At 55.4% G+C, this 25,937-nt stretch carries 22 protein-coding genes and 3 rRNA genes; 9 read left to right on the top strand and 16 right to left on the bottom strand.

What is annotated here, in order from left to right:
* The first annotated feature begins 9 nt into the window (after positions 1–9).
* Positions 10–279 (top strand): flagellar biosynthesis protein FliQ, encoded by a 270-nt coding sequence (gene fliQ, locus AB6K10_RS04145; protein ID WP_044629584.1) that lies wholly within the window; start codon positions 10–12, stop codon positions 277–279.
* 3 nt (positions 280–282) lie between these two features.
* Complete coding sequence (fliR, locus tag AB6K10_RS04140) at positions 283–1,074, top strand: flagellar biosynthetic protein FliR (protein WP_159340591.1); 792 nt, start codon at positions 283–285, stop codon at positions 1,072–1,074.
* Between the two features lie 53 nt (positions 1,075–1,127).
* On the opposite strand, the gene flgL is transcribed toward fliR, so the two are convergent.
* The 11 genes from flgL to flgB form a co-directional block, all read right to left on the bottom strand.
* Entirely contained in the window at positions 1,128–2,372 is a 1,245-nt protein-coding gene (gene flgL / locus AB6K10_RS04135) for a flagellar hook-associated protein FlgL (RefSeq protein ID WP_339118053.1), read from the bottom strand.
* Between the two features lie 14 nt (positions 2,373–2,386).
* Positions 2,387–4,045 carry a flagellar hook-associated protein FlgK gene (flgK, locus tag AB6K10_RS04130; protein WP_339118052.1) on the bottom strand — a complete coding sequence of 553 codons (1,659 nt, stop codon included), beginning with the start codon at positions 4,043–4,045 and terminating at the stop codon, positions 2,387–2,389.
* Between the two features lie 62 nt (positions 4,046–4,107).
* Positions 4,108–5,130 carry a flagellar assembly peptidoglycan hydrolase FlgJ gene (gene flgJ / locus AB6K10_RS04125; protein ID WP_339118051.1) on the bottom strand — a complete coding sequence of 341 codons (1,023 nt, stop codon included), beginning with the start codon at positions 5,128–5,130 and terminating at the stop codon, positions 4,108–4,110.
* Positions 5,130–6,263, bottom strand: a complete 1,134-nt coding sequence (locus tag AB6K10_RS04120; protein ID WP_339118050.1) for a flagellar basal body P-ring protein FlgI — start codon at positions 6,261–6,263, stop codon at positions 5,130–5,132. Before AB6K10_RS04120 ends, flgJ begins: the two co-directional genes overlap by 1 nt.
* 36 nt (positions 6,264–6,299) lie before the next feature.
* A complete protein-coding gene (locus AB6K10_RS04115; RefSeq protein WP_339118049.1) occupies positions 6,300–6,989 on the bottom strand; it encodes a flagellar basal body L-ring protein FlgH in 690 nt (229 codons plus the stop codon).
* Positions 6,990–7,026: 37 nt separating this feature from the next.
* Positions 7,027–7,809: a flagellar basal-body rod protein FlgG gene (gene flgG, locus AB6K10_RS04110; protein ID WP_339118048.1), complete on the bottom strand. Its 783-nt coding sequence runs from the start codon at positions 7,807–7,809 to the stop codon at positions 7,027–7,029.
* 30 nt (positions 7,810–7,839) lie between these two features.
* Positions 7,840–8,598 (bottom strand): flagellar basal body rod protein FlgF, encoded by a 759-nt coding sequence (locus tag AB6K10_RS04105; protein WP_339118047.1) that lies wholly within the window; start codon positions 8,596–8,598, stop codon positions 7,840–7,842.
* A 31-nt stretch (positions 8,599–8,629) separates the two neighbouring features.
* A complete protein-coding gene (flgE, locus tag AB6K10_RS04100) occupies positions 8,630–10,006 on the bottom strand; it encodes a flagellar hook protein FlgE (RefSeq protein ID WP_339118046.1) in 1,377 nt (458 codons plus the stop codon).
* A 32-nt stretch (positions 10,007–10,038) separates the two neighbouring features.
* Positions 10,039–10,728: a flagellar hook assembly protein FlgD gene (locus AB6K10_RS04095; RefSeq protein WP_339118045.1), complete on the bottom strand. Its 690-nt coding sequence runs from the start codon at positions 10,726–10,728 to the stop codon at positions 10,039–10,041.
* A gap of 2 nt (positions 10,729–10,730) precedes the next feature.
* Positions 10,731–11,141 (bottom strand): flagellar basal body rod protein FlgC, encoded by a 411-nt coding sequence (gene flgC / locus AB6K10_RS04090; RefSeq protein ID WP_159340581.1) that lies wholly within the window; start codon positions 11,139–11,141, stop codon positions 10,731–10,733.
* Positions 11,142–11,166: 25 nt separating this feature from the next.
* A complete protein-coding gene (flgB, locus tag AB6K10_RS04085) occupies positions 11,167–11,595 on the bottom strand; it encodes a flagellar basal body rod protein FlgB (RefSeq protein WP_159340580.1) in 429 nt (142 codons plus the stop codon).
* Between the two features lie 134 nt (positions 11,596–11,729).
* Here flgB and flgA point away from each other — a divergent pair, with 134 nt between their 5' ends.
* The 4 genes from flgA to AB6K10_RS04065 all read left to right on the top strand — a co-directional run bounded on the left by flgA (position 11,730) and on the right by AB6K10_RS04065 (position 14,129).
* The gene (gene flgA / locus AB6K10_RS04080; RefSeq protein ID WP_339118044.1) at positions 11,730–12,506 is read left to right on the top strand and encodes a flagellar basal body P-ring formation chaperone FlgA; all 777 of its coding nucleotides are present in this window, start codon (positions 11,730–11,732) and stop codon (positions 12,504–12,506) included.
* Positions 12,507–12,590: 84 nt separating this feature from the next.
* Positions 12,591–12,857: a flagellar biosynthesis anti-sigma factor FlgM gene (gene flgM, locus AB6K10_RS04075; protein WP_159340579.1), complete on the top strand. Its 267-nt coding sequence runs from the start codon at positions 12,591–12,593 to the stop codon at positions 12,855–12,857.
* 10 nt (positions 12,858–12,867) lie between these two features.
* Entirely contained in the window at positions 12,868–13,317 is a 450-nt protein-coding gene (locus tag AB6K10_RS04070; RefSeq protein WP_285264133.1) for a flagella synthesis protein FlgN, read from the top strand.
* Between the two features lie 71 nt (positions 13,318–13,388).
* Positions 13,389–14,129, top strand: coding sequence for an SDR family NAD(P)-dependent oxidoreductase (locus AB6K10_RS04065; protein ID WP_339118043.1), 741 nt, complete (start codon positions 13,389–13,391; stop codon positions 14,127–14,129).
* Positions 14,130–14,267: 138 nt separating this feature from the next.
* Here AB6K10_RS04065 and rrf read toward each other — a convergent pair.
* The 4 genes from rrf to lldD all read right to left on the bottom strand — a co-directional run bounded on the left by rrf (position 14,268) and on the right by lldD (position 20,899).
* Positions 14,268–14,383, bottom strand: a 5S ribosomal RNA gene (gene rrf, locus AB6K10_RS04060).
* A 142-nt stretch (positions 14,384–14,525) separates the two neighbouring features.
* Positions 14,526–17,416 (bottom strand): 23S ribosomal RNA (locus AB6K10_RS04055).
* Positions 17,417–17,709: 293 nt separating this feature from the next.
* Positions 17,710–19,242, bottom strand: a 16S ribosomal RNA gene (locus tag AB6K10_RS04050).
* Together the 16S, 23S and 5S rRNA genes form the textbook arrangement of a ribosomal RNA operon.
* 493 nt (positions 19,243–19,735) lie before the next feature.
* Complete coding sequence (gene lldD, locus AB6K10_RS04045; protein ID WP_305948139.1) at positions 19,736–20,899, bottom strand: FMN-dependent L-lactate dehydrogenase LldD; 1,164 nt, start codon at positions 20,897–20,899, stop codon at positions 19,736–19,738.
* Between the two features lie 323 nt (positions 20,900–21,222).
* On the opposite strand from lldD, the gene AB6K10_RS04040 reads away from it, so the two are divergent.
* The 3 genes from AB6K10_RS04040 to AB6K10_RS04030 are packed head-to-tail and all read left to right on the top strand — an operon-like array spanning position 21,223 to position 25,278.
* Positions 21,223–21,993 (top strand): GntR family transcriptional regulator, encoded by a 771-nt coding sequence (locus tag AB6K10_RS04040; RefSeq protein ID WP_159340575.1) that lies wholly within the window; start codon positions 21,223–21,225, stop codon positions 21,991–21,993.
* Entirely contained in the window at positions 21,990–23,903 is a 1,914-nt protein-coding gene (locus AB6K10_RS04035; RefSeq protein WP_253019325.1) for an ATP-binding protein, read from the top strand. Before AB6K10_RS04040 ends, AB6K10_RS04035 begins: the two co-directional genes overlap by 4 nt.
* Positions 23,896–25,278: a sigma-54 dependent transcriptional regulator gene (locus AB6K10_RS04030; RefSeq protein WP_159340573.1), complete on the top strand. Its 1,383-nt coding sequence runs from the start codon at positions 23,896–23,898 to the stop codon at positions 25,276–25,278. The genes AB6K10_RS04035 and AB6K10_RS04030 overlap by 8 nt, the downstream gene beginning before the upstream one ends.
* Here AB6K10_RS04030 and AB6K10_RS04025 read toward each other — a convergent pair.
* Positions 25,254–25,925, bottom strand: a complete 672-nt coding sequence (locus AB6K10_RS04025) for a metal-dependent hydrolase (RefSeq protein ID WP_159340572.1) — start codon at positions 25,923–25,925, stop codon at positions 25,254–25,256. The two genes, AB6K10_RS04030 and AB6K10_RS04025, sit on opposite strands and share 25 nt — an antisense overlap.
* Positions 25,926–25,937 lie beyond the last annotated feature (12 nt).

Genomic DNA, 25,937 nt, shown 5'->3' with positions numbered 1-25,937 from the left:
CATCTATCCATGACACCCGAAATGGTGATGAGCGTCGCTTATCAAGGCATGCGCGTAACGCTGTTCCTGGCAGGCCCCATGCTACTCGCCGCCCTTTTTACGGGCCTCATTATCAGCTTGTTTCAGGCGGCCACTCAAATTAACGAGATGACGCTCACGTTCATTCCCAAGATTCTGGCTGTTTTTGCCGTTTTAGTGCTGGCGGGCCCCTGGCTCATTGGCTTGATTACCGATTTCACAACGCGCCTGTTCACCAATATCCCTGCAATGGTGATGTAAGCAGTGGTCGAGGTCACCTTTGCACAGTTACAAGGATGGCTGGTTGCCTTCTTTTGGCCTTTCGTACGCATCACTGCGTTTATGACGGCCACCCCGCTCTGGGGACACTCCAGCATTCCCACACCAGCAAAGGTGTCGTTAGCGGCTGTCATTGCCATCGTGATTGCGCCGGTGCTGCCTCCCATGCCCGCCGTACCGCTCATGTCGTGGGCAGGCCTTGGCATCATCATCGAACAAATGCTGATCGGCATCGCGATTGGGCTGGTCATGCATGTCGTATTTGCTGTCGTGCAGGCCGCCGGTGAGTTTATCGGTTTACAGATGGGTCTGGCCTTTGCGAGCTTTTTCGACATGTCGAGCGGCACGAACATCATGGTGCTATCACGTATTCTCTACATGATCACGCTGCTGATGTTTCTCGCGTTTAATGGGCATTTGATGGTACTAGAGACGCTGGTGATGAGCTTTCAAACGCTCCCCATCGGGGTTGGCAGTTTAAATCCGAATGCCTTCGAGCTGCTGGCAAGGTATGCAGGGACAATTTTTGCCTCCGGCATGCTGCTCGCCCTTCCGTTGGTGGCTTCGCTGCTGATTATTAGCTTATCGCTAGGTATCTTGAACCGCTCAGCGCCGCAGCTGACCGTTTTCAATATCGGCTTTCCTACGTCGTTGACCGTTGGCATCGTCCTGCTAATGGTATTGATGAGTGATATTGGCAGCTTTCTGCAACAGCTGTTTAGCCAAGGCATCAGCTTCACCCAAAGTCTTATCGAAACGATGGCGCCCTTGAACTAAAAAGCCCCGGCATGATGGCCGAGGCTTTCCATAAGACGTTACACGCTGGAAGACTACATGAAGTCGAACAGCGACATGCCTTTGATGTCTACGAACGCTTTCTGAGCCGCCTGAAGGCCTACTTGGCGCAAGCTGTACTCGGAAATAGCGTCGGCATAATCGAGATCAACCAAGTCCGAAAGCGTTTGTTCGTAGTTGAGCATGCGGTTACTGCCAACTGCATCGATGACGTCTAGCTCGTTGAGCCGGGCACCGGCGGAGGCACGGACCGTCAATACGTTGTCCAACGAGTTATCCAACTCACGCATGGACGTGTTCAGCGTATTCCGCAGGGCTGCTTTCTGCGTGCCATTTTCTGCTGGCGTTTCTAGTACACGGATAGCCGCTTCCATCGTTTGAAACAGATCGGCCGAAAGCTGATCACTGCCAGGCTGAGCGACTAGAATTTCATCGCCAACTTCAGGCGCCCCTTTCAGAGTCAGGCTCACCCCTCCAAAACTCACTTGCTCGCCTGCTGACTCGTCGTAAGCTTGATTCTCAAGACCGGCGACTGGCTGCCAAGCAGCCCCATCGAACTGCTCGACGGTGTAAGTCGGGTTACCACCTCCATCTTCGTCGAAAAGAACGCGGAAGCTTTCACCATAATCTGGATCGTTGACATTGGTCACTTGTGGACCACTGAACGTCACGCTGCCCTGGTTGGCTGACTCGGCTTTGGCTATATAGCCTGCGCCGCTTGGCACTCCTTGGAAAATCGTCGCCCCATTTTCCGTCACGGGCATTAGGCGAGACGCATCGACGCGCTGAACGCGCGCGTTCGTATCACCGTTGTATTGGACGTTGCCAGCGGCAGACTTAACAAAGGGCGGAGCGTCGTCTTTGTAACCACCAAAGATATAGCGGCCGTTACCATCGGTGGCATTTGCCTGACCGATCATCGTCTCGTAAACACCCTTCAACTCACTGGCAATGGATTCACGGTCAACATCACTCAACGTATCGCTGGACGCTTGGATCAGCAGCGTCTTGGCGCTAGTCACCGCATCGCTAATACTGTTGAGAATGCTTTCCGTTTGTGCCAATGAGTTACGCGCAGATACACGAGAGTCTTCGTACTGCTGTGTGATGGCTTTCGACTGGTCGACACCTACCGCACGGGATGCCGCTTGTGGGTCATCCGACGGATTGACGACACGCCGCCCACTGGCAACTTGTTGCCCCACTTTCAAAAAGTCATTTTGCTGACGATTGATAGAAGCCGTACTCTGCTCATACATCGTGACCGTACTGACACGCATCGCCTAAGCTCCTATTAGTTACGCAGATTCAAAATGGTGTCCATGATCGTACCGGCGGTATCGATCACACGGGCATTGGCTTGATAGAACTGTTGGTAACGAATCAAGTTGGCCGCCTCTTCGTCAAGGTTCACCCCAGACTCCGACTGCTGTATGGCGCGTAGTTGATCCGTCAGGCCCTGGCGTGCATCCAGATTGACCTGAGTAATGTTGGTGCGATTACCCACGTCACTGACAAGCGCGCCATAGGCACCGCTTACGGACGCGCTGCCGCCAACAATATCCTGGCCTTGCAAATCTTGGAGCAATAATGCATTGCTATTATCACCCGTGCCTGCGGCAATCCAATCTGCAGGATCGTCATTAGGATTAATAGGTAAGCCCGCGGCAATTTTATCAGCATCAATAAGATTAACTTCCATACCGTTAGCGGCTCGACGAACGGGCTGAACCTCAAACTGGTCCCCGTCGGCCGGCGTGTTGCTAAACGTCATGGATAGGCCGCCAAACGATAGCGTATTATTGGCAGCGTCCCAGCTTGTACCGATCTCGACGTCTGCACCGCTATCGTTACGAGTCACGGTAGGTGCGCCGCCTGCAAAACTGATGGTGTAATCCGTTGCACGTAGCTGATCGATAGCATCAGCATCAAACTCGATGGCGTCGATCGTTACAGGACTGTTGTCTTCGTAACTGTAGGCTTGAGGTGCGCGCACATTGAAAAAGTCGCCGCCCTGCTCGCCGTCCAAATCGACGCCTTGCTTGTGCTGTTCGTTAAATACGACGGACAGCGATACGGCAAGCTGACCAACCTGATTCTGCGTTTTATCGAGAGTTTCTGACCGGAATGTCATCAATCCCCCCAGCGCGCCCCCTTTGACCGTGGACTCGTCCAACTGAATCAGGTTACCGCCTCCATCGCGATAGCCCACGATCGTCCGCTGCGGATCGTAATCGGCCTGCACGGGTTCTAATTTGAACGAGCTGGTCCCCGCGACGAGCGGCTGACCGTTGGGCAAGCTGATGTTGTACGTCTTGCCATCCTGCACGTTCAGCCGCAAATCCATGCGCTCGTTGAGCTCGGAGACAAGAAAGTCGCGCTGGTTCAACAGGCTGTTGGGCGCTTCGCCCGTGCGTGCGCGAGCCAATGCGATCTCTTTATTGAGACTGGCAATTTGCTCCACCGTATTGTTGACCTGAGTGATCTCATCTTTGATCTGGTTGTTGATGTTGCTCTGCATGTCCTGCAAGTAGCCATCGAACGAGCGGAACTGCGCACTCAGCGTGTTCGCCGTCCCAAGCACTCCCTGGCGTGCCGCAGGATCAGAGGGAGAGCTTGCCAGATCTTCCAGCGAAGAAAAGAACGTCTGCATGAGCGGGGAAAGGCCCGCATCCCGGTCGGCTAGCAGGTTATCGATCTGCGAGACTTGGTTGTAGTACGTATCTAACGCGCTGGACTGGGTCTTGGCGTTATTGAGCTGATCGGCCACATAGGTATTGAACTGGCGCTCAGTATTATTTACCCGAACACCTCCACCACTCAGCCCTTCACCAAGCTGTGTTAGCTCACGGTTGTAACCAGGAGTGTAAACGTTACTGATGTTGTTACTCGTGGTATTGAGGGCATTCTGCGCCGCGTTGAGGCCGCTTAAGCCGATCGAAAACATGCTCATGGTTCAATTCCTTAGGCCGATTCTCTACTTATCGGCAATACGCAGACAAACTTGAGGTGTCGCTAGCGAGAATCCGCTAGAAGGCTTCCTGCGGCATTTAATGGGCCCATGGTATTCATCACCGATACCAGCTTATCGGCGTAACGCGGATCGGTCGCATAACCGCCACGCTGCAGCTCACGTGCTGCCTGCTCGGCATTGGCCGCTTGCAAAACACCCGCATAGCGAGGGTTGTTGCCAATCAAGTTGGCATAATCGGTAAAGGCGTGCTCGAAAGAGTCGTACACACGGAAAGTATCGACGACTTGCGTACGGCGACCGTCCACGTACTCGTGTGTCACGATATCGGTGGTTTTGCCTTGCCACTGGCTACCCGCTTTAATGCCAAATACGTTGTAGCTGTTGCGGCCTTGCTGGGTGGCTATTTCATGCCGCCCCCAGCCTGTCTCCAGGGCTGCCTGCGCCAAAATAAGCTCGGCAGGCACACCGGTAACAGCGCTGGCCGCCTGCGCAGGCGTGGCCAGCGTTTGCACGAACCGTTCGACATGCTCATGTGAAGACGCCGCCGGACGCGGGGCGTCTGCTAACGCGGCGGGGGCACTGCTCACCTCCTCCTGTTGGCGAATAGCGTCCAGCTCGTCATAAAAACGGCCGCTGCCCGTACTGGCAGGCGCCTGGGCGTTGTTAGGCTGTAGCGGATTGTCTAACACGCGCGGCGTCCCACGGGGGATGCCTGCAATCAGTGCCTGAAGCTCTTGGTCCGGGTTGCTGGCTTGTCCAACTGCGCCTTGACGCTGCAACTGCTCCACTAGCGCATCGGCCAGACCAATGCCACGGGAGGCCATGACTTGGGACCACTGCTGGTCGAGCATGGATTGATAGAACGTAGTATCGCGACTCTCCAACAGTCCCGAGGTCGGCGTGGCATCCCGCATGCTTTTGACCATCATTTGGATGAACAAAGCTTCGAATTGCTGTGCCGCACCTTGCACACCGGCTTCAGGGTCGACGCGGGCATTGTGCTGCAGGCGCTGGAATCCGTTCATATCCAGCGCAAACTGGCTGGTCATATCGCCCATGCTCATCAGATGATCTCCAGCTCAGCACGTAAAGAGCCTGACGCTCTCAACGCTTCCAAAATCGACATCAAATCTTGAGGAGTGGCCCCCAACGCGTTCAATGCGTTCACCACATCTGCCAAATCGGCGCCTTCGACGATTTGTAGATAGGCTTCTTGCTGTTCGATATCGATATCCGCGTCAGGCACGACCACGGTCTCGCCCTGCCCTAAGGGGTTAGGCTGGCTGACGCCAAACTGGGTATCGATCATGATGGAGAGATTGCCATGCGCGACGGCGGCGCGACGAAGCGTCACTGCACTATTCATCACGACGGAGCCAGTGCGTGCATTCAGCACGACTTTGGCGGGCGCCTCGGTCGGTGTCACCTGGACGTTCTCAACGCGCGCCATGAAGTTGACCCGCTCATTGGCATCCATAGGGCCGTCCAAAGCGATGACACGGCCATTGCGCGCATAGGCGACGGATTGCCCAAACTCGCTATTAATCGCGGAAACCATACGCTGCACGGTCCCAAAGTCGGCATCGTTGAGCTGCAACTCCAATATTCCCCCGTTGCCTCCCAGGTTCAACGGAACTTCTCGCTCGACGAGGGCACCGTTGGGAATACGGCCTGATGCCTGCTGGTTGATCTGCACACTGCTGCCACCCGCTTGTGCCCCCGCACCGCCTACCAGCATATTGCCCTGGGCAATCGCATACGTATCACCATCGGCACCTTTGAGGGGCGTCATGAGCAGCGTGCCACCGCGCAAACTGCTCGCGTTGGCAATGGAGGACACGACGATGTCCAAACGTTGGCCTGGACGAGAAAAGGGGGGCAGATCTGCTGTGACCATGACGGCGGCCACGTTACGCAGCTGCAGGTTGGTACCCGGCGGCACCGTCACACCCAACTGCGACAGCATGTTGGTCAAACTCTGACTGGTGAAGGGCGCTTGGGTCGTTTGGTCGCCGCTTCCGTCGAGACCCACGACCAAACCGTAACCGACTAATTGGTTATCACGAACGCCTGCAAAGCTTGCCAGCTCACGCACGCGCTCAGCGTGGGCTGGCAACATCACCAAACAGAGTGCCACGAACGCTGCGACACGCACGGTAGCTGTTAGACGTTGATACGCTTTCCACTGCATAGCCATTTCACCAGGTCTCTGTTGTCGAGCTCGTTAACACGCCTAGAACGGCGACACATTCAGGAAAAAGCGCTGCAGCCACCCCATATGCTGCGCTTCGTTGATGTAGCCATCGCCCACGTACTCGATCCGTGCATCGGCCACTTGAGTCGACGGCACGGTATTTTGCGCGGTGATCGTACGAGGATTCACGACACCCGAGAAGCGAATGAATTCGGTGCCCTGGTTGATCGCGATCTGTTTCTCGCCGCGCACCCGCAAGTTGCCGTTATTCATCACTTCTAATACGGAGACGGTGATCGTACCGGTAAACGTATTGTTCGCCTGAGAGCCGCCGCCGCCCGCAAAATCGCTGGCGCCCTCGATATCGAAACCGTACTTGGCCAACGTATCCAGCACATCTGGAAGCTGGGCTAAGTCCAGACTCGCACTGCCGGAGCGGTTGGCGTTGGATTGGGCATTCTTACTCGCGCTCACCTCTTCATCGAGCACGATGGTGAGAATATCGCCTATGGTACGCGGGCGACGGTCTTCGAATAGCGGCTGATAGCCCCGGCGCGCCTGATAGATGGAGCCGTTAGGCACCGGCGGTGGCCGATCGACGATGGTGATCTGCTCTTGCTCGCCCACGACGGACGCGCGGGGTATCTGCGCGCACCCTGCGGCCAGCAGCACCAGCAGCGCTAAGCTAGCCAGCACGACGCGGCGTAACATAAGGTTTGATTTCAACATAGCGCGATCCGTTAAGAAGCTCTGACGAACAGTGGCATTAGAGCTGGCTTAAGCGCGCTAGCATTTCGTCACTGGTCGAGACGGCTTTACTGTTGATCTCGTAGGCTCGTTGCGTTTGGATCAAATTAACCATTTCTTCAACCACATTAACGTTTGAGGTCTCTACATAGCCTTGAAACAATCGTCCAGCACCATTATTGCCTGGGATATCCTGGTTAGGTGCGCCTGATGCGCCGGTTTCAAGGTAGAGGTTGCCACCAATACTCTCGAGGCCGGCGGGATTAATAAAGGTGCTGAGTGAGATTTGCCCCACTTCTGTATCCGTTGCAATCCCTGGCTGGCGAACGCTGACGATTCCGTCTTCACCAATAGTGACAGAAAGCGCATTCACAGGAAGGAAAATGGCTGGCTCAATTGGGTAACCGTTTGCTGTCACCATCTGACCATTTTCGTTGAGTTGAAAGCTGCCATCTCGTGTGTAACCCGCCGTACCGTCCGGCAGTAACACCTCGAAGAAACCGTTCCCTTCAATGGCTAAGTCACGAGAATTTTGTGTTTCTTCTAGGCTTCCCTGCGTATGTAAACGCTCAGTAGCAACCGCACGCACACCTGTACCTACTTGCATCCCAGACGGTAGCCGGTCCTGAATATTGTTCTGGGCACCTGGCTGGCGCATGTTTTGATAAAGCAGGTCTTCGAAAACAGGCCGCGAACGCTTGAAGCCATTGGTACTGACGTTCGCGAGGTTGTTGGAAATGACATCCAGCTTGGTTTGCTGAGACTCTAGTCCGGTTTTGGCAGTCCACAAAGACTTGATCATACGTAGGTTCCCTTGGCTGAGTGGCTGCGATTAGCCCTGAATAGCGAGAATACTGTTGGCTCGCTGGGCATTTTCGTCCGCCGAGCTGAGCATTTTCATTTGCATGTCGTAACGGCGCGCCACATCGATCATCGATACCATGGCATCGACGGCACTCACGTTACTGCCTTCCAGCGCACCACTGACCAAACGAGCATCCTCATCCGCTTGCAGCACGCCAGGCGCACCATCCTCACCGGGTGGCGCTCTAAAAAGTCCGTCGTCGCCGCGTTCTAATCCCTGCTCATCCGGCGTGACGAGTTTGATACGGCCAACGTTCACGATTGCTTCAGGTCCTTCCCCCTGAGGAATGGCACTGATCGTACCGTCGGCCCCAAATGAAATTTGCGCGCCCTGCGGCACCGCAATGGGACCGGCATCTCCCATGACAGGCCGACTTACGCTCAACAGCACCCCATCGCTGTCGAGCTGCAAGTCGCCTCGGCGGGTATACGTCTCGGTCCCATCGTCTGCTAACACCGCCATCCAAGCATTTCCCTGCATGGCCACGTCCAACGTACGTCCAGTACGCTCGATAGGGCCTTGTGAGAAATCGGTTCCCGGCGTCGTGGCTACTGCCGAGACCCGAGTGGGTAGTGCGCCATCGCCCTGCACGGGCACCGAGCGCACGGACTGAAGCTGAGCGCGGAACCCAGCGGTCGACACGTTCGATAGGTTGTTGCTCACTACCGACTGTTGATCCATCGTGTGTTTTGCGCCGCTCATGGCGGTGTATAGCATGCGATCCAAGACGCTTACTCCTTAATTTAATTATTGATCATTAAAGATTAATAATCGTCTGCAAGAGCTCGTCTTGAGTACTGATAGAGGTTGAGTTTGCCTGATAAGCACGCTGGGCAACGATGGTATCTACCAACTGTTTAGCCAAATCAACGTTCGAATTTTCTAATACACCAGATTCAATGGTACCGAACACCCCAGCCCCTGCCGTTCCGATAATACCTATTCCTGAGGCATTGGTTTCACGCCAAGCATTGTCACCAATGGGTTGAAGCCCTTCCTCATTGGCAAAATTTGCTAACACAATTTGTCCTGCATCACGCCGTTCTTCGTTGGTATAAAGACGAATAACGCGCCCTTCACGGGTTACTTCTAGTCCGGCAAGGCTGCCAGAAGAATAGCCGTCTTGGGTCAACGTATTTTGCACCGAATTATTATTAAACTGAGTAGTGCCTTCTAAGTCCAACTCAAAGTTCACTTGATCAGCACCGCCTCCTGGGGCAAATGCAATATTTGCAACAGTGGCACCAGGGCCTGTGCCAACCGTGGTACCATTAATATTTTGTATCGCCGTAATATCACCATCAGCATTGCGCGGAAGCTGACCATTCGAATTGAATGAGATAGCGAAGGCATTCGTACCATAGTCAGCAACTGCACCTTGATTAGGAACATTATTAGGGGCAGGTCCGGGATTACGTGCATAACCTGCAATCTCGCCATTAACCGCAACTTGCGCTATCCACTGATTATTTTGATTTTTCAAAAAATAAGTAGAAACAACATGGGTATTTCCTAGCGAGTCGTAAACTGTATAGCTGTTTGAATAATGGTAATCTACAGCCATCTCTGCACCATTTCCTCCTACAATAGTTGCAGATTGAGTTGGTGTATTACCTTCTGCTTGGCCTACCACAACACTAGCATTCAGATTGTAGGTGGCCGTCACGGCTTCGGTTGCATTGGCTGGAATATCATCCGCTGGTATTTGAAGGGCTTGTGGAGCTCCTCCAGCCACCACCTCAGAAAAAGGATCGTTAGGGTCAGATAAACCATAACCTGTTAGGCGTTGGCCAGAAGCATTGACTAAAAAGCCTTGATTATCCTGGCTAAATTGTCCATTCCTTGTATAAGCAGCTTCACCGTTTGTCTGCTCTACCCGATAAAAGCCTTCACCAGCAACTGCTAGATCCAGCGTACGTCCCGTAGTTTCCAAATCACCTGCTGTAAAATCTTGAAGTACACTAGCAATTTTAACGCCTAAGCCCACTTGGCTATTTGCACCTGCAAACACATCGGCAAAAATAGCGCCGGAGCTTTTAAAGCCTACGGTTTGCGAGTTAGCAATATTATTACCGAGAATTTTCAGGTTTTCGGACTGGGCATTCAGACCACTTAATGCTTGAGAAAAGCTCATTTTTTTCTCCTAGAAACAGGTTATGTTAGAGATCAAAGAATTTGTTTCACGTCATTCAGGCTGATTTGCCCGTAAATGGCCCCAAGGTCCAGCCGAACACCGCCATTGCCATCGTTGGGTGTCACGCTATTAACAATGGCGTAGTTAAGGGCAGTAGACTCAATCACTTCGCCTTCGGCATCCGTTGCTTCTAGCTGCACTGTATAGCGATTACTGGCGACAACGTCACCCTGATCATTTTTCCCATCCCACTGGAAAGACTGCACGCCCTCTTCAACAGATCCCAAGTCGTAGCGACGGATTACCTGGCCGCCTTGACCCAAAATCGTTGCCTGCACATTTGCTGCTGGTTGCGCTAGCTCAATGCCAAAGGGCGTAGAGTAAGGCTGGCCTTCACCATCCTGCTCCAACATGATCTGACGACCAGGCACCATGACGCCTTGGCCAATTAGCCCACTCGCCTGCAGCGCCTGGTTGGCATTCATTTGGCTGGTAATGCTTTCCAACGTCGAGTTGAGCTGCTCAATACCACTGACGGTGTTGATTTGAGCAATCTGTGACGTCATCTCCGCATTTTCCATCGGCTTCAGGGGGTCTTGGTTCTGAAGCTGGGTGATAAGCAACGTCATAAAGCTATTACGTAGTTCTTCTGACTGGCTCTGCTGTAGCTGAACGCCACCACCATTAATACTAGATAACGTTGCTGGGTTAATTGTGCTCATCGTTAGCCCTCACCGAGCGATAGCGTTTGAACCATCATTTGCTTGGTTGTGTTGAAAACTTCCACGTTTGCTTGATAAGAGCGTGACGCAGAAATCATATTGACCATCTCGTGCACCGGCTCGACGTTGGGCTTGGCAACGTAGCCTTCTTCGTCCGCTGCGGGGTGGTTCGGCATGTACTCCATCCGTAGCGGAGAGTCGTCTTCCAGTACTTCCGTGACCCGTACGCCCCCCACCCCATAACGGTTATTCTGGGCCTGAGCTTCGAACATGACCTGTTTGGCGCGGTAGGTTTCTCCATCGGGCCCTGCCACACTATCGGCATTCGCCATGTTGCTCGCCGTGACGTTCATCCGCTGGGCTTGGGCGCTCATGGCCGAACCGGCAATATCAAACGCTGAAAACATCGACATCGCTTATTCTTCTCCTATCACTAGGTTATTCAGGCTGCATCGCATTTTTCAGGCCTTGAATACGACGGTTCATGATGGTGAGCGCAGCCTGATAGCGCACCGCATTGTCGGCAAACTGTGTTCGCTCGCGATCCATGTCGACGGTATTGCCATCGAGACTTGGCTGGTCAGGAATTCGATACAGCAAATCTGCACTTCCTGCGCCTTGCCAGGCAGGCCCCTCACCCGCCAAATGGCGATCGGAGGTACGCGCCAATGCCAACCCACCGTTCTGCTGCTGGGCCTGGCTGCCGTCCACGGCTTTCTTCAGCTCGCTGGCAAAGTCGATATCCCGCGCCTTATAGTTAGGCGTGTCGGCATTGGCAATGTTAGCGGCTAGCACTTGGTGCCGTTGCTGCCGCAACCCCAGTGCCTGCTGATGGAAGTTAAAGGCAGATTCAAGCTGATCAATCATGCCGACCCTCGCTCGCTGAGAGGCAAAAATAAATCGGAAATTGTTGATGATGAATGATAGGCGTGCGGCTTTCACCTTAAAGCATGGAACAGCTACCGTTTACACCAGCATTTCCCATGATGCGGGAGGTACTTTTGCATTACACTCCCGGGCTGATGCTAGCCGTCTGTTCTTCTAACCTGAGCGACTTTCCCATGCGCCACTTGCTGCATTTTGCTGCACGCTGCTCAGCAATTTTTAATGGTTTGTTATTACTTTTGTATGTCGGCGCGCCTCAGCCCGCCTGGGCACAAACGACAGACCAAGCACTGGTCGACGCCGTGCAGCAGTTCTTGTACCAAGAAGCTCAAGCGCTGGGCGAGGAAGTGGTCATCGATATCGCGCCGCCGTCACCGCACCTACCCGCCTGTTTGCAGCCCACCCCATTTTTACCCAATGCGGATCAGGCTCCTATTGGTCGTGTATCTGTGGGCGTTCGCTGCGGTGAAGCAGGCCGCCAGACCCGCTATCTGCAGGCGCAGGTGGACGTGATTGGTCGTTATATCGTAGCGAGCCAAGATATCGAGCGCGGAGCATTGATTACAGCAGCCATGCTGACTCAGCGTGAAGGCAACTTGAGCGATCTCTCCTCTCAAGCACTTACGAGTGAAGATGACGTCGTAGGCAAGGTCGCACAGCGGCCTATCCGCAGCGGCAGCACCTTCCAAGCACATTTTTTACAAGCCCCTAGCCTCGTGGAACGTGGCCAGCGTGTCACGGTCATAGCGGAAGGTACCGGCTTTCGCGTGTCTCGGGAAGGGGAGGCACTTGCGGATGGTGCCCAAGGTGAAACCATCCGTGTACGTTTTGGTCCTCGTGAAATCATGAACGCGCGAGTGATTGGCCAAGGGACTTTAATGGTGGATTTTTAGTCGATCATCTAAAGTTTCTCTATAGAAAGCCGATAAAAGTAATATAGCGCGCGGCGCCCCAACGTTGACGATGAGGCCAACAACGTGAAAATCGATAATCTCAATCCGCTGCTTCGCAACACCCCCGCGCAGCAGCGTGATGATGCTCAAAAAATTGGTGGCACTAAGCCACCGGAAACGGGTAATTCGACCCGTGAAACGACTCAGCTTAGCCCATCTAGTATCGATGACAGCCAAGACATCGACATGGCTAAGGTCCAAGAGATTCGTGATGCCATCCGTGAAGGTCGACTCGAAGTGCGTGCCGATCGTATCGCAGATGGCCTTATCGCCAATTTGAACGACCTGTAACGTTTATCCTATGAGCCTTTCACGCCTTCTTTCCAGCCAGTTGCAGCGCCTTGAAGATCTCATTGCGCTACTTTCCAATGAGCAGGAGCAGCTGACCAAAGGCAGTATCGACGGTGACGTATTAACGCAGATCGCTGCTAAAAAACAGGCACTACTGGACGAGTTGGAGCGCATGGAAGTGTTGCGCCGTGGCGTCCAAGCCAAGCTTGGCTATCCGGAAGGTGCCCTGGGAGCCAACCAAGCCGCTACTGACGCAGCGTGCCTACCGACATGGGAAAGCCTGCTCGAAAAGAGTGAACGCGTCTCACGAATGAATGCATTGACCGGCCAAATGCTGTCGTTACGCATGAAGCATAACCAAGAGATGCTCGACTACATTCGACAAATTGCCGAAAAAACACTGTATAAGCCGAATGGTCGTAACAGCGCCCAGCCAGGTCGTATCAATGCATCGGCTTGAACGGCTATCCTAGACAAAATCTATACAAAGCGCTTCAATGAGAACAAGAGTGTTCATTATTGGAGCGTGTCATGTTTCCTCATCTCCCCGAAGGCTTTAACGCAGTCATTACAGGCGCCAATGGCGGCATTGGTCATGCAATGCTGCAATGCCTTTTATCATCCCCTCAAACGGGGCGTGTCATCGCAGTTAGCCGCTCAGCGATAGCTGCACATCACCCCAAACTCGATGCGCTGGCTGCAGACATCACTACTCCATCAGGCCGAGAGGCGCTATGTAGCGCCTTAGACGGCCAACCGGTTCACTTACTCTTCAATGCGGTGGGCCTACTCCATGATGATTCCCGAGGTATACAGCCTGAAAAGCGCCTAGAGCAACTGGATGACGAGGCATTCGCCCACGTCATGCACATCAATGCGGCAACGCCTGCGCTGCTAATTGCCGCCCTCAAGCCCTCGCTGCAAGGGAAGCACCCCACGATCATCGCTAGCCTCTCAGCCCGTGTCGGCTCCATCACTGACAATGGGTATGGCGGTTGGTATAGCTACCGTGCCAGCAAAGCCGCGCACAATATGTTGATGAAGACCGCCTCGATCGAGCTAACACGGTTGAATAAGCAGTCGATCGTTCTCTGCCTGCACCCAGGCACGACAGATACGTCTCTCTCGAAGCCGTTCCAAGCCCGGGTTCCAAGCGGTAAGCTGTTTACCGCTGACTTCGTGGCGAAACAGCTGATCGACGTGATGGCCAAACGGTCGCCGGAAGAGACTGGCAGTTTCTGGGACTGGGCAGGCGAGTCGATCGAGTGGTAACGACGTCTTTCATCAACGTCTGACACCACCCACACAACCAAAAGCCCCGAGCACAGGGTGCCCGGGGCTGGTCATGGCGCGCTTTCAAGCGCGCAACAAAAAACCCAGCCGTTTGGCTGGGTTCTTTGCGGTATAAGTGCCTGACGATGACCTACTCTCGCATGGGGAGACCCCACACTACCATCGGCGCTAAGCGGTTTCACTTCTGAGTTCGGCAAGGGATCAGGTGGTTCACGCGTGCTATGGTCGTCAGGCGTAACAGGTAATGCATATCATGCTGAGTATTGTGTGATCGTCTCTTGTCCGTCAGCGCCTTGGCTGGCGGATGCGTATCCGGTTCTCTGAGTGGCAATCCACTCGATCGTTATCATCGCGACCAGACCCCTTGGGTGTTATAGGGTCAAGCCTCACGGGCCATTAGTACACGTTAGCTCAACGCCTTGCAGCGCTTCCACACCGTGCCTATCAACCAGCTGGTCTCGCTGGGCCCTTTAGGAGACTCTAGGTCTCAGGGATGTCTCATCTTGAAGGGGGCTTCCCGCTTAGATGCTTTCAGCGGTTATCCCGTCCGACCATAGCTACCCGGCAATGCCACTGGCGTGACAACCGGAACACCAGAGGGTCGTCCACTCCGGTCCTCTCGTACTAGGAGCAGCTCTTCTCAAACATCCAACGCCCACGGCAGATAGGGACCGAACTGTCTCACGACGTTCTAAACCCAGCTCGCGTACCACTTTAAATGGCGAACAGCCATACCCTTGGGACCGACTTCAGCCCCAGGATGTGATGAGCCGACATCGAGGTGCCAAACACCGCCGTCGATGTGAACTCTTGGGCGGTATCAGCCTGTTATCCCCGGAGTACCTTTTATCCGTTGAGCGATGGCCCTTCCATACAGAACCACCGGATCACTAGAACCTGCTTTCGCACCTGCTCGACGTGTCTGTCTCGCAGTCAAGCACCCTTATGCTCTTGCACTCATTGCACGATGTCCGACCGTGCTGAGGGTACCTTCGTGCTCCTCCGTTACTCTTTGGGAGGAGACCGCCCCAGTCAAACTACCCACCACACACTGTCCTCGATCCGGATCACGGACCTGAGTGAGAACGCCAATGATGCCAGGCTGGTATTTCAAGGTTGGCTCCACCCGAACTGGCGTTCGGGGTTCAAAGCCTCCCAGCTATCCTACACAGGCAACATCAGCGTCCAGTGTGAAGCTATAGTAAAGGTTCACGGGGTCTTTCCGTCTAGCCGCGGGTACACCGCATCTTCACGGCGATTTCAATTTCACTGAGTCTCGGGTGGAGACAGCGTGGCCATCATTACGCCATTCGTGCAGGTCGGAACTTACCCGACAAGGAATTTCGCTACCTTAGGACCGTTATAGTTACGGCCGCCGTTTACCGGGGCTTCGATCAAGAGCTTCGGACGAATCCTAACACCATCACTTAACCTTCCGGCACCGGGCAGGCGTCACACCCTATACGTCCGCTTGCGCGTTAGCAGAGTGCTGTGTTTTTACTAAACAGTTGCAGCCACCTGGTATCTTCGACCGGTTCGGGCTCGGGGAGCAAGTCCCATTACCCTACGCCGGCGTGCCTTCTCCCGAAGTTACGGCACCATTTTGCCTAGTTCCTTCACCCGAGTTCTCTCAAGCGCCTTGGGATTCTCACCCTGACCACCTGTGTCGGTTTGGGGTACGGTCGCACATGATCTGAAGCTTAGAGGCTTTTCCTGGAAGCGTGGCATCAATGACTTCCGGACCGTGGTCCGTTCGTTTCGTGTCTCGGCCTTAGCGTCCCGGATTTACCTAAGACACCAGCCTACTCACTTTCACCAGGACAACCAACGCCTGGCTCACCTAGCCTTCTCCGTCCCCCCATCGCAATCATGTCCGGTACGGGAATATTGACCCGTTTCCCATCGACTACGCCTTTCGGCCTCGCCTTAGGGGCCGACTCACTCTGCTCCGATTAGCGTCGAACAGAAACCCTTGGTCTTCCGGCGAGGGAGTTTTTCACTCCCTTTATCGTTACTCATGTCAGCATTCGCACTCGTGATACCTCCAGCATGCTTCTCAACACACCTTCATTGGCTTACACGACGCTCCTCTACCGCTCATCCAGAGGATGAACCCGTAGCTTCGGTACCTGGTTTAGCCCCGTTACATCTTCCGCGCAGGCCGACTCGACTAGTGAGCTATTACGCTTTCTTTAAAGGATGGCTGCTTCTAAGCCAACCTCCTAGCTGTCTGAGCCTTCCCACATCGTTTCCCACTTAACCAGGATTTGGGGACCTTAGCTGACGGTCTGGGTTGTTTCCCTTTTCACGACGGACGTTAGCACCCGCCGTGTGTCTCCCACGCTCGCACTCACCGGTATTCGGAGTTTGCCTCGGGTTGGTAAGTCGGGATGACCCCCTAGCCGAAACAGTGCTCTACCCCCGGCGGTGATACGTGAGGCGCTACCTAAATAGCTTTCGAGGAGAACCAGCTATCTCCGAGCTTGATTAGCCTTTCACTCCGATCCACAAGTCATCCAAATCTTTTTCAACAGATCCTGGTTCGGGCCTCCAATTGATGTTACTCAATCTTCACCCTGCTCATGGATAGATCGCTCGGTTTCGGGTCTATATCCAGCGACTGTGTCGCCCAGTTAAGACTCGGTTTCCCTACGGCTCCCCTATACGGTTAACCTCGCCACTGAATATAAGTCGCTGACCCATTATACAAAAGGTACGCAGTCACGGAACGAGTCCGCTCCTACTGCTTGTACGCACACGGTTTCAGGATCTATTTCACTCCCCTCTCCGGGGTTCTTTTCGCCTTTCCCTCACGGTACTGGTTCACTATCGGTCAGCCAGGAGTATTTAGCCTTGGAGGATGGTCCCCCCGTCTTCAGTCAAGGTTTCTCGTGCCCCGACCTACTCGATTTCACATGATCAGATTTTCGGCTACGGGGCTATCACCCACTATGGCCACGCTTCCCAGCGTATTCGCCTAATCAGTCACATGCTTAAGGGCTGGTCCCCGTTCGCTCGCCGCTACTAGGGGAATCTCGGTTGATTTCTTTTCCTCAGGGTACTTAGATGTTTCAGTTCCCCTGGTTCGCCTCCTACACCTATGTATTCAGCGTAGGATACTCAGCTGATGCTGAGTGGGTTTCCCCATTCAGAGATGTCCGGGTCACAGGTCGTTTGCCACCTCACCGAACCTTATCGCAGGCTACCACGTCTTTCATCGCCTCTGGCTGCCTAGGCATCCACCGTGTGCGCTTCATTGCTTGACCCTATAACCCGAAGGGGTCTGGACTCTCGCAATGACAACGATTGCCGGATACGCTTGAGACGTATCACTTAACAATTACGTATGAACATTTCAATAAACGTTCATGTCAGCATGATATACATTGTTAAAGAGCGACTGCTATGCGCAGTGATAAGCGGATGCTTTTTTCACTTTAAAAGGAAAAGAAAGACCTTTTCTTTTTTTAACGTGAAAACAGCGCTTATCACTGCGTAACAACAGCATTCTGATCAGGTAATTCATTGTGAGCGCTTACCGCGAGGGGAAGACATCGTTTAAGGAGGTGATCCAGCCGCAGGTTCCCCTACGGCTACCTTGTTACGACTTCACCCCAGTCATGAACCACACCGTGGTGATCGCCCTCTTGCGTTAGGCTAACCACTTCTGGTGCAGTCCACTCCCATGGTGTGACGGGCGGTGTGTACAAGGCCCGGGAACGTATTCACCGTAGCATTCTGATCTACGATTACTAGCGATTCCGACTTCACGGAGTCGAGTTGCAGACTCCGATCCGGACTGAGATCGGCTTTTCGGGATTGGCTCACTCTCGCGAGTTGGCAACCCTTTGTACCGACCATTGTAGCACGTGTGTAGCCCTACTCGTAAGGGCCATGATGACTTGACGTCGTCCCCACCTTCCTCCGGTTTGTCACCGGCAGTCTCCTTAGAGTTCCCGCCATTACGCGCTGGCAAATAAGGACAAGGGTTGCGCTCGTTACGGGACTTAACCCAACATTTCACAACACGAGCTGACGACAGCCATGCAGCACCTGTCTCTGCGCTCCCGAAGGCACTAAGGTATCTCCACCAAATTCGCAGGATGTCAAGAGTAGGTAAGGTTCTTCGCGTTGCATCGAATTAAACCACATGCTCCACCGCTTGTGCGGGCCCCCGTCAATTCATTTGAGTTTTAACCTTGCGGCCGTACTCCCCAGGCGGTCGACTTATCGCGTTAACTTCGCCACAAAGTGCGCTAGGCACCCAACGGCTGGTCGACATCGTTTACGGCGTGGACTACCAGGGTATCTAATCCTGTTTGCTACCCACGCTTTCGCACCTCAGTGTCAGTGTCAGTCCAGAAGGCCGCCTTCGCCACTGGTATTCCTCCCGATCTCTACGCATTTCACCGCTACACCGGGAATTCTACCTTCCTCTCCTGCACTCTAGCTTGACAGTTCCGGATGCCGTTCCCAGGTTGAGCCCGGGGCTTTCACAACCGGCTTATCAAGCCACCTACGCGCGCTTTACGCCCAGTAATTCCGATTAACGCTTGCACCCTCCGTATTACCGCGGCTGCTGGCACGGAGTTAGCCGGTGCTTCTTCTGCGAGTGATGTCTTTCCTAGCGGGTATTAACCGCTAGGCGTTCTTCCTCGCTGAAAGTGCTTTACAACCCGAGGGCCTTCTTCACACACGCGGCATGGCTGGATCAGGGTTTCCCCCATTGTCCAATATTCCCCACTGCTGCCTCCCGTAGGAGTTCGGGCCGTGTCTCAGTCCCGATGTGGCTGATCATCCTCTCAGACCAGCTACGGATCGTTGCCTTGGTGAGCCTTTACCTCACCAACTAGCTAATCCGACATAGGCTCATCCGATAGCGGGAGCCGAAGCCCCCTTTCTCCCGTAGGACGTATGCGGTATTAGCCTGGGTTTCCCCAGGTTATCCCCCACTATCGGGCAGATTCCTATGCATTACTCACCCGTCCGCCGCTCGTCAGCATCCAGCAAGCTGGATCTGTTACCGCTCGACTTGCATGTGTTAGGCCTGCCGCCAGCGTTCAATCTGAGCCATGATCAAACTCTTCAGTTTAAGATCAATGCGGTTCTTGCCTGTGACCGAGGCCACAGAAGCGAACCAAACTTGGCTCAAGGGTCAAACGAATTCATTCATTAGGCCGAAGCCTGTTTGACGAGTCGCTTGCCTTGATAATAGGTGATGATTCACCCTCATCGGCAAGCGCCCACATGAATTACCTGATCAAATTGTTAAAGAGCTGTTTCGCTGTGCGGGCTCGATGACCTGAACCGTGTTGCCTCAGCGAGGAAGGCGTATTATACGCACTTCCTGGTGTTTGTCAACCGCTGTTTTCAGCGAGCGAAGCGAGCGACCCAATCGATAACGAGACAGCGCTAACTTCCTGACAAACCAGAGGTTTTTAACCTCATTCACCGCTGGTAACGCTTGGCGTCCCCGGCAGCGGATGCGTACTTTACGGATTCGAAGCCGGGTTGGCAAGAGGGTTTTGTAAAAAAACTCCAACATGACCCTGCTAAGCTGAAACGTTGTGTGTCTCTCCACTCTACTAAGCTGAATGATTCAGCGTACTCATCGCTTCAGATACCAGCGATTCAGAGTTTAAGTCTGCAATCGTACGAGCGCCTGTCAGGGTCATGGCAACCTTCATCTCTTTTTCGAACAGGTCGAGCAGGTGGGCCACCCCTGCTTCACCCGCCGTTGCCAGTGCATAGATGAAAGCACGGCCAATGAGCGCAGTGTCCGCCCCCATGGCAATCATTCGCACCACATCTAGTCCGCTGCGTACGCCAGAGTCAGCCAAAATGGCCAAGTCACCTTTGACAGCATCTGCAATGGCAGGGAGCGCACGTGCGGTAGAGGGCACGCCATCCAACTGTCGGCCGCCATGATTCGACACCACGATTCCATCGGCACCAAAACGCACGGCATCTCTCGCATCTTCTGGGTCTAAAATCCCTTTGATGATCATCGGGCCATCCCAGAACTCACGGATCCACTCCAAATCTTTCCAAGAGATAGCCGGGTCGAAGTTATTACCCAGCCAGGCAATGTAGTCTTCCAGCTCGGTGGGCTTGCCTCGGTAGTCGGACACATTCCCCAGATCGTGGGGGCGGCCATGAATGCCGACGTCCCATGCCCATAGAGGATGCAGCGCTGCCTGAAGCATGCGCCTCATGGGGCCATGCTTACCACTCATACCGGAGTGGGCATCACGATAGCGAGCGCCAGGCACCGGCATATCGACGGTGAAAATTAGCGTTTTCACACCTGCAGCTTTCGCGCGCTCCAGCACGTGCTTCATGAAGCCACGATCTTTCAGCACGTAGAGCTGAAACCAGATGGGACGCTCCACGGCGGCGGCGACTTCCGCTATGGGGCATACCGACACGGTAGAGAGCGTGAACGGCACCCCCTTCTTGGTGGCTGCGCGCGCCGCCTGCACTTCGCCACGCCTAGCATACATACCCGCAAGCCCAACGGGGGCTAGTGCGAGCGGCATGGCGAGCTTTTCACCCAATAGCTCGGTTTCCAGTGAAAGCGACGACATATCTTTGAGCACACGCTGACGCAGCGCGACATCGCGCAAATCATCGACATTGCGACGCAACGTATGCTCGGCATACGACCCGCCATCGGCATAATGGAAGAGAAAGGGAGGAAGGCGGCGCTTGGCAGCCTGGCGGTAATCCGTTGAAGCAGAGATGATCATGACGGGCCCTATGCACGGAAGAAGTTATTGTAAGTAGCCACTAAGAGTAGGCGCGAAATCGCTGGCGATGGCTTTACACTACGACTGACCGTACACAGCGATACACCTGCCATTCAGCTTTCATTGGTCATACCAATTGACAACCAACGTTCAGTAACGTTAATGACAAGCTGATGGCATGTCAAACGAAGATCCCACCTGACGGGTAGCCGAGCTATAGACCTTAGTTTAGCCACGATCTCTGGCGAACACGGTATTCGCTGCTTGAGTCGCCCTCTAAAACGCCCTATTATTGGTCTTACCAATTAAGGGAGCACTTATCGATGACCTACCCTCCGCTCCGTCAACAGCGCCTTGCCGACGTGATAACGGAACGCCTGGAAGCCATGATTTTGGAAGGCAGCCTCAAGCCCGGCCAGCGTTTACCCCCAGAAAGGGAGCTGGCCGAGCGTTTCGGCGTATCGCGCCCATCGCTGCGAGAGGCCATTCAAAAGCTGGCAGCCCGAGGCCTGCTCACCAGCCGCCAGGGCGGCGGCACGTTCGTGAACGAAACGCTGAACAGCGGTTACACCGATCCGCTGCTGGAAATGCTTTCGCGCCATAACGAATTCCATTTGGATCTGTTGGAATTCCGTGACGCCATGGAGGGCATTTCCGCCTACTACGCGGCCCTTCGCTCCACGCCTGCCGACAAAGCCGTTCTCATTCAGCGCTTCGAGGAGCTCGATGGTGGCTTCGTCGGTGCCGACCCGGCTCAGGAAGCAAAACTAGACGCAGCCTTTCATCTCGCCATCGCGGAAGCCGCGCACAACGTGCTGCTGCTGCACACCATCCGCGGCATTTTCCACCTGCTCGAACAGAGCATCGTGGATAACTTGGCCCATCTGTTCGCCAAGCCCGACTCTCGCACCCAACTCATGAAGCAGCACCGCGCCTTGCTGGATGCCATCCTAGAAGGCCGTGCGGAAGACGCCCGAGCACGCGCCCACGAGCACTTGGTGTATGTGGAAGAGGGGCTACTTGAAATGGCTAGAGCCGAAACCCGCGCCCAGCGGGCCTTACGCCGCGCCCAGGGCACCAGCAGTCCGGCATGAGTAATCACCTCAGTCCTACCGCACGGCGCTGGCGTCGGCTATGGCTGATCGCCATTCCTGTGGGGCTATTGCTGTGCATGTGGCAGGCGGCCCAGCTCGCCCGTGAACAGGCGCTGTCGAATCTGCAGGATGACGCCGAGAACGAGCTACGTCTCTCAGCCGCCAACTTGAACGGCTATCTGCTGCGCTACGACTACCTGCCACAAATGCTCGCCACTCGGGAAGGCGTTCAGCGCTTTTTGGACTCTCCTGATAGCCAAGACCCTATGCCGCTCAACCTGCTGCTGGATCGCTTTCGCTTCACCTCAGGCGTCTCGGACGTGTACCTGCTGGATCGCGATGCCAACACCATTGCCGCCAGCAACTGGCATCGTCCGAACACCTTCATTGGCCAGAACTATGCCTTCCGTAGCTACTACTCGGATGCCATCGCAGGCGGCCAGGGACGGTTTTTTGGGCTAGGTATCAAGTCCCTGGAGCGCGGCTACTACTTCTCCTCACCGGTATGGTTGGACGATACCTCTCCCGATGCCAAGCCCGATGGCGTGATCGTCGTCAAAGTGCTGCTCGATGATGTCGAAGAGAGCTGGGCCGAACAGGACGCCGAGCTGTTCGTCACCGACAGCGACAACATCATCTTCATGGCCAGCCACCCCGAACTGCGTATGAACGCTCTCTATCCGCTGAGCGACGAACAGCGTGATGCGCTCCGTGACACCCGCCGATATGCCATGGAGCCGCTCACGCCATCCGGCATTCAACTGGATACCCCCTACGGGCCCGGCAGTTACCTTGTGAGCTTTGCCCATGGCCCGCTAAGCGGCGGGCGCTATTTGAGCCTGACGCGCCCCATCCCCGAGTTTGGCTGGCAAATGCATATTCTCAAGCCGCTGACGCCGGTCATGAACGCCCAGTGGATTGCCGCCCTGATGGCGGGCGGGCTTTACGGCGTCATCGCCCTGGCGGGCGGCATTGGCTGGCAACGTCTCCGACTGCGCCGAGAGCGCGAAGCCTTTGCCGAGCGGGAGCGCCAAACGCTCGCCCGCGTACGCGATGAGCTCGAAGTCAGCGTCGAGCGGCGAACCCGCGACCTGGTCGCCAGCAACCAGCGCCTCTCCGATGAGATCGAAGAGCGGCGACGGGCAGAGGCCAACCTACGCCAAACCCAGGACGAACTGATTCAAGCTGCCAAGCTCGCCGTGCTAGGGCAACTGGCAGCAGGCATCAATCACGAACTCAACCAGCCCCTGGCCGCCATTCGCGCCTATGCGGAAAACGCTCGACGTTTCATCGAACTGGCACGGATCGAACGCGCCGACGCCAACTTGGCGCACATTGTCGAGCTCACCGAGCGCATGGCCGACATTAGCGCCCAGTTGCGCCAGTTCTCCCGCAAGAGCAGCGAGCGCCAGGAAACGATTTCGGTACAGGCGTGTATCGAGTACGCCCTGCGGCTGTTCCATAGCCGCCTTCGCGATGACGGCATCCACGTCGTCCAGCAGTGGCCGGAAGAGACCCTCTGGGTAGAGGGCGACCTGGTGCGCCTGGAGCAGGTGCTGGTGAATCTGATCGGTAACGCGGTTCAGGCCATGAAGGAGATCGAAGCGCCTGTGCTCACGCTTAGCACCCACGTAGACGATCACTACGTGGTCATCAGCGTGGCAGACAATGGCCCAGGCATTGCAACGGATCATCTGGGACACATTTTTGAGCCCTTTTTTACCACCAAAGCACCGGGCAGCGGATTAGGGCTAGGACTCTCGATCTCCTCGCGTATTATGGAAGACCTGGGAGGCAAGCTACAGGCCAACAATCTGGCCAATGGCGGTGCCTGTTTTACGGTAACCCTGCCACGCTCGCCAGCGCCTTCCCCCTCCCGCCATGAACAGGAGAACCCATCCCATGCATGAGCCGTCGACACTGCCGGTCATGGTGATCGACGACGAGCCGCATCTTCGCATCACCGCCAGCCAAACCTTAGAACTCGCGGGCTATACGCCCCACTGCTTCGAGTCCGCCGAACAGGCGCTGGCCGCTTTGCCACCCGACTTTCCCGGCGTCATCGTCAGCGATATACGCATGCCCGGCATGGACGGCATGGCGCTGCTGCATGAACTGCATAGCCGCGATGCCACGCTGCCGATCATTCTGATTACCGGCCATGGCGATATCTCCACTGCGGTAGAGGCGATGCGGGCAGGTGCCTGGGACTTTCTGGAAAAACCCTTCGCGGGCGACCAGCTGCTGGATGTGGTGAGGCGTGGCATCGAAAAGCGCCAGCTAAGCCTCGAAAACCTGCGCTTGAAAGCCGAGCTAGAGGTGCAGCAAGCTGCGCTGGGCCCGCGCCTGGTTGGGCGAACGCCAGTGATCTCACGGCTTGCCGCCATGATCCAGCGCATCAGCCAGGTGGAAGCCGACGTGCTGCTGTTTGGCGAAACGGGCACCGGCAAAGACCTCGTCGCCCGTGCCATTCACGAGCGCAGTGCCCGGCGTAACAGCCCCTTCATGGCCATTAACTGCGGCGCGGTGCCGGAAAACACCATCGAGTCCGAGCTGTTTGGCCATGAGAAAGGCGCCTTTACCGGTGCAGTCGAACGGCGCATTGGCAAATTCGAGCACGCCAACGGCGGCACGGTCTTTTTAGATGAGATCGAGTCGATGCCGTTGGCTCTACAGGTGAAGCTGCTGCGCGTGCTGCAAGAGCGCAGCGTGGAGCGCCTAGGGGCCAACGAAGCGGTGCCGCTCAATATTCGCGTTATCGCCGCTACCAAAGTGGACCTGAAAGTCGCCGCTGACGAGGGGCGCTTTCGCGAAGATCTTTATTACCGGCTCAATGTGGTGACGCTCCCGCTGCCTGCTCTTCGGGAAAGGCGGGAAGATATCCCGCTGCTGTTCCAACACTTTGCCGTGGTCGCCGCCAACCGCAGCGGCCTGGAAGCACCAACCCTGGATAGCCATGCCGTGGCCGCGCTGCTGGCCCACGACTGGCCCGGCAACGTTCGCGAGCTGCGTAATTTAGCAGAACGCTATGTACTGTTAGGCGCGGCGTTCGACTACCGCCTAGATGTCCTGCTGGAGGGGGTTGCCGCAGATACGCAAGAACCCACGCTACCGCGTCAGGTAGAGCTATTCGAGAAGAGTTTGATCAGCCAGTCCCTGGCCCGCCACCATGGCCGCGTGACCGATGTTTGTCGCCATCTGGGGATTCCCCGCAAAACCTTTTACGACAAGCTAAAGAAGCATGGCCTCAGCGCCGACGACTATCGCCACAGCAGTGAGCCTTGATGAAAGAGCTCCAGCAGCACCCCCCACGGGGGCACCCAGGGCACCAGCACCAGCAGGGCAATCAGCATCAGCAGGTTAGAAAGCGGGCGGCGGCTATCGCCCAGCTTCAGCGCCGTACCGAACGAGCGCTTCAGCCGCGCGCCCTCCAAGTCGACGCTAAACAGCTCGTCCAGGCTCAGATGGATGATGAAGCCGAGCAGCACCGCCGCCCCGTGGGACCACGCCAGCCAAGCCGGCTGCACCAATAAATGGTAGCTAATGGCAGCGGTGGCCAGCGCGCAAAGCCCGGCGGCCATCAGCGAATGCCAGATGCCACGGTGCACGGTCAGGCGCGAAAACAGCACCGCTGCTAAATAGCGCACCGAAAAGTAGATGCCCCCGCAGGCCACCAGCAGCAACCCAGGCGTCAGCCAGGGTTGGAGCAGCAGCACGCCCAGCACCAGCGACGGAACGGATAATAGATTGAAAATCAGGCGGATAGAGCGGGACCGATCGGCGTCGATATCGGGCAGAATGCCGCCAAAGGCCACCAAAGCAATGACCAGCAGCGCTTGCGGCGCTCCCCACCACTGGGCCTGCCAGCCAACGTAGGCCATTAGCGTGCCGCCTGCTGCTGCTACCGTAATATGCGTGCGAAAATTAGCCATGTCGCGGCACCC

This window comes from Halomonas sp. BMC6, from assembly GCF_964204995.1.
Taxonomy (GTDB): domain Bacteria; phylum Pseudomonadota; class Gammaproteobacteria; order Pseudomonadales; family Halomonadaceae; genus Vreelandella.
The sequence above is the reverse complement of the archived record's forward strand: the minus strand, read 5'-3'. Positions and strand labels throughout refer to the sequence as shown.

What these genes read in the sequence shown, in the direction of transcription:
- flgG (WP_339118048.1), bottom strand. Translation starts at nt 7,809, where the DNA reads ATGATCAAGTCTTTGTGGACTGCCAAAACCGGACTAGAGTCTCAGCAA.
- AB6K10_RS04040 (WP_159340575.1), top strand. Translation starts at nt 21,223, where the DNA reads ATGACCTACCCTCCGCTCCGTCAACAGCGCCTTGCCGACGTGATAACG.
- AB6K10_RS04035 (WP_253019325.1), top strand. Translation starts at nt 21,990, where the DNA reads ATGAGTAATCACCTCAGTCCTACCGCACGGCGCTGGCGTCGGCTATGG.
- flgL (WP_339118053.1), bottom strand. Translation starts at nt 2,372, where the DNA reads ATGCGTGTCAGTACGGTCACGATGTATGAGCAGAGTACGGCTTCTATC.
- flgE (WP_339118046.1), bottom strand. Translation starts at nt 10,006, where the DNA reads ATGAGCTTTTCTCAAGCATTAAGTGGTCTGAATGCCCAGTCCGAAAAC.
- AB6K10_RS04115 (WP_339118049.1), bottom strand. Translation starts at nt 6,989, where the DNA reads ATGTTGAAATCAAACCTTATGTTACGCCGCGTCGTGCTGGCTAGCTTA.
- fliQ (WP_044629584.1), top strand. Translation starts at nt 10, where the DNA reads ATGACACCCGAAATGGTGATGAGCGTCGCTTATCAAGGCATGCGCGTA.
- lldD (WP_305948139.1), bottom strand. Translation starts at nt 20,899, where the DNA reads ATGATCATCTCTGCTTCAACGGATTACCGCCAGGCTGCCAAGCGCCGC.
- AB6K10_RS04025 (WP_159340572.1), bottom strand. Translation starts at nt 25,925, where the DNA reads ATGGCTAATTTTCGCACGCATATTACGGTAGCAGCAGCAGGCGGCACG.
- flgC (WP_159340581.1), bottom strand. Translation starts at nt 11,141, where the DNA reads ATGTCGATGTTTTCAGCGTTTGATATTGCCGGTTCGGCCATGAGCGCC.
- AB6K10_RS04065 (WP_339118043.1), top strand. Translation starts at nt 13,389, where the DNA reads ATGTTTCCTCATCTCCCCGAAGGCTTTAACGCAGTCATTACAGGCGCC.
- AB6K10_RS04030 (WP_159340573.1), top strand. Translation starts at nt 23,896, where the DNA reads ATGCATGAGCCGTCGACACTGCCGGTCATGGTGATCGACGACGAGCCG.
- flgJ (WP_339118051.1), bottom strand. Translation starts at nt 5,130, where the DNA reads ATGAGCATGGGCGATATGACCAGCCAGTTTGCGCTGGATATGAACGGA.
- AB6K10_RS04070 (WP_285264133.1), top strand. Translation starts at nt 12,868, where the DNA reads ATGAGCCTTTCACGCCTTCTTTCCAGCCAGTTGCAGCGCCTTGAAGAT.
- AB6K10_RS04095 (WP_339118045.1), bottom strand. Translation starts at nt 10,728, where the DNA reads ATGAGCACAATTAACCCAGCAACGTTATCTAGTATTAATGGTGGTGGC.
- flgK (WP_339118052.1), bottom strand. Translation starts at nt 4,045, where the DNA reads ATGAGCATGTTTTCGATCGGCTTAAGCGGCCTCAACGCGGCGCAGAAT.
- AB6K10_RS04120 (WP_339118050.1), bottom strand. Translation starts at nt 6,263, where the DNA reads ATGGCTATGCAGTGGAAAGCGTATCAACGTCTAACAGCTACCGTGCGT.
- flgB (WP_159340580.1), bottom strand. Translation starts at nt 11,595, where the DNA reads ATGATTGATCAGCTTGAATCTGCCTTTAACTTCCATCAGCAGGCACTG.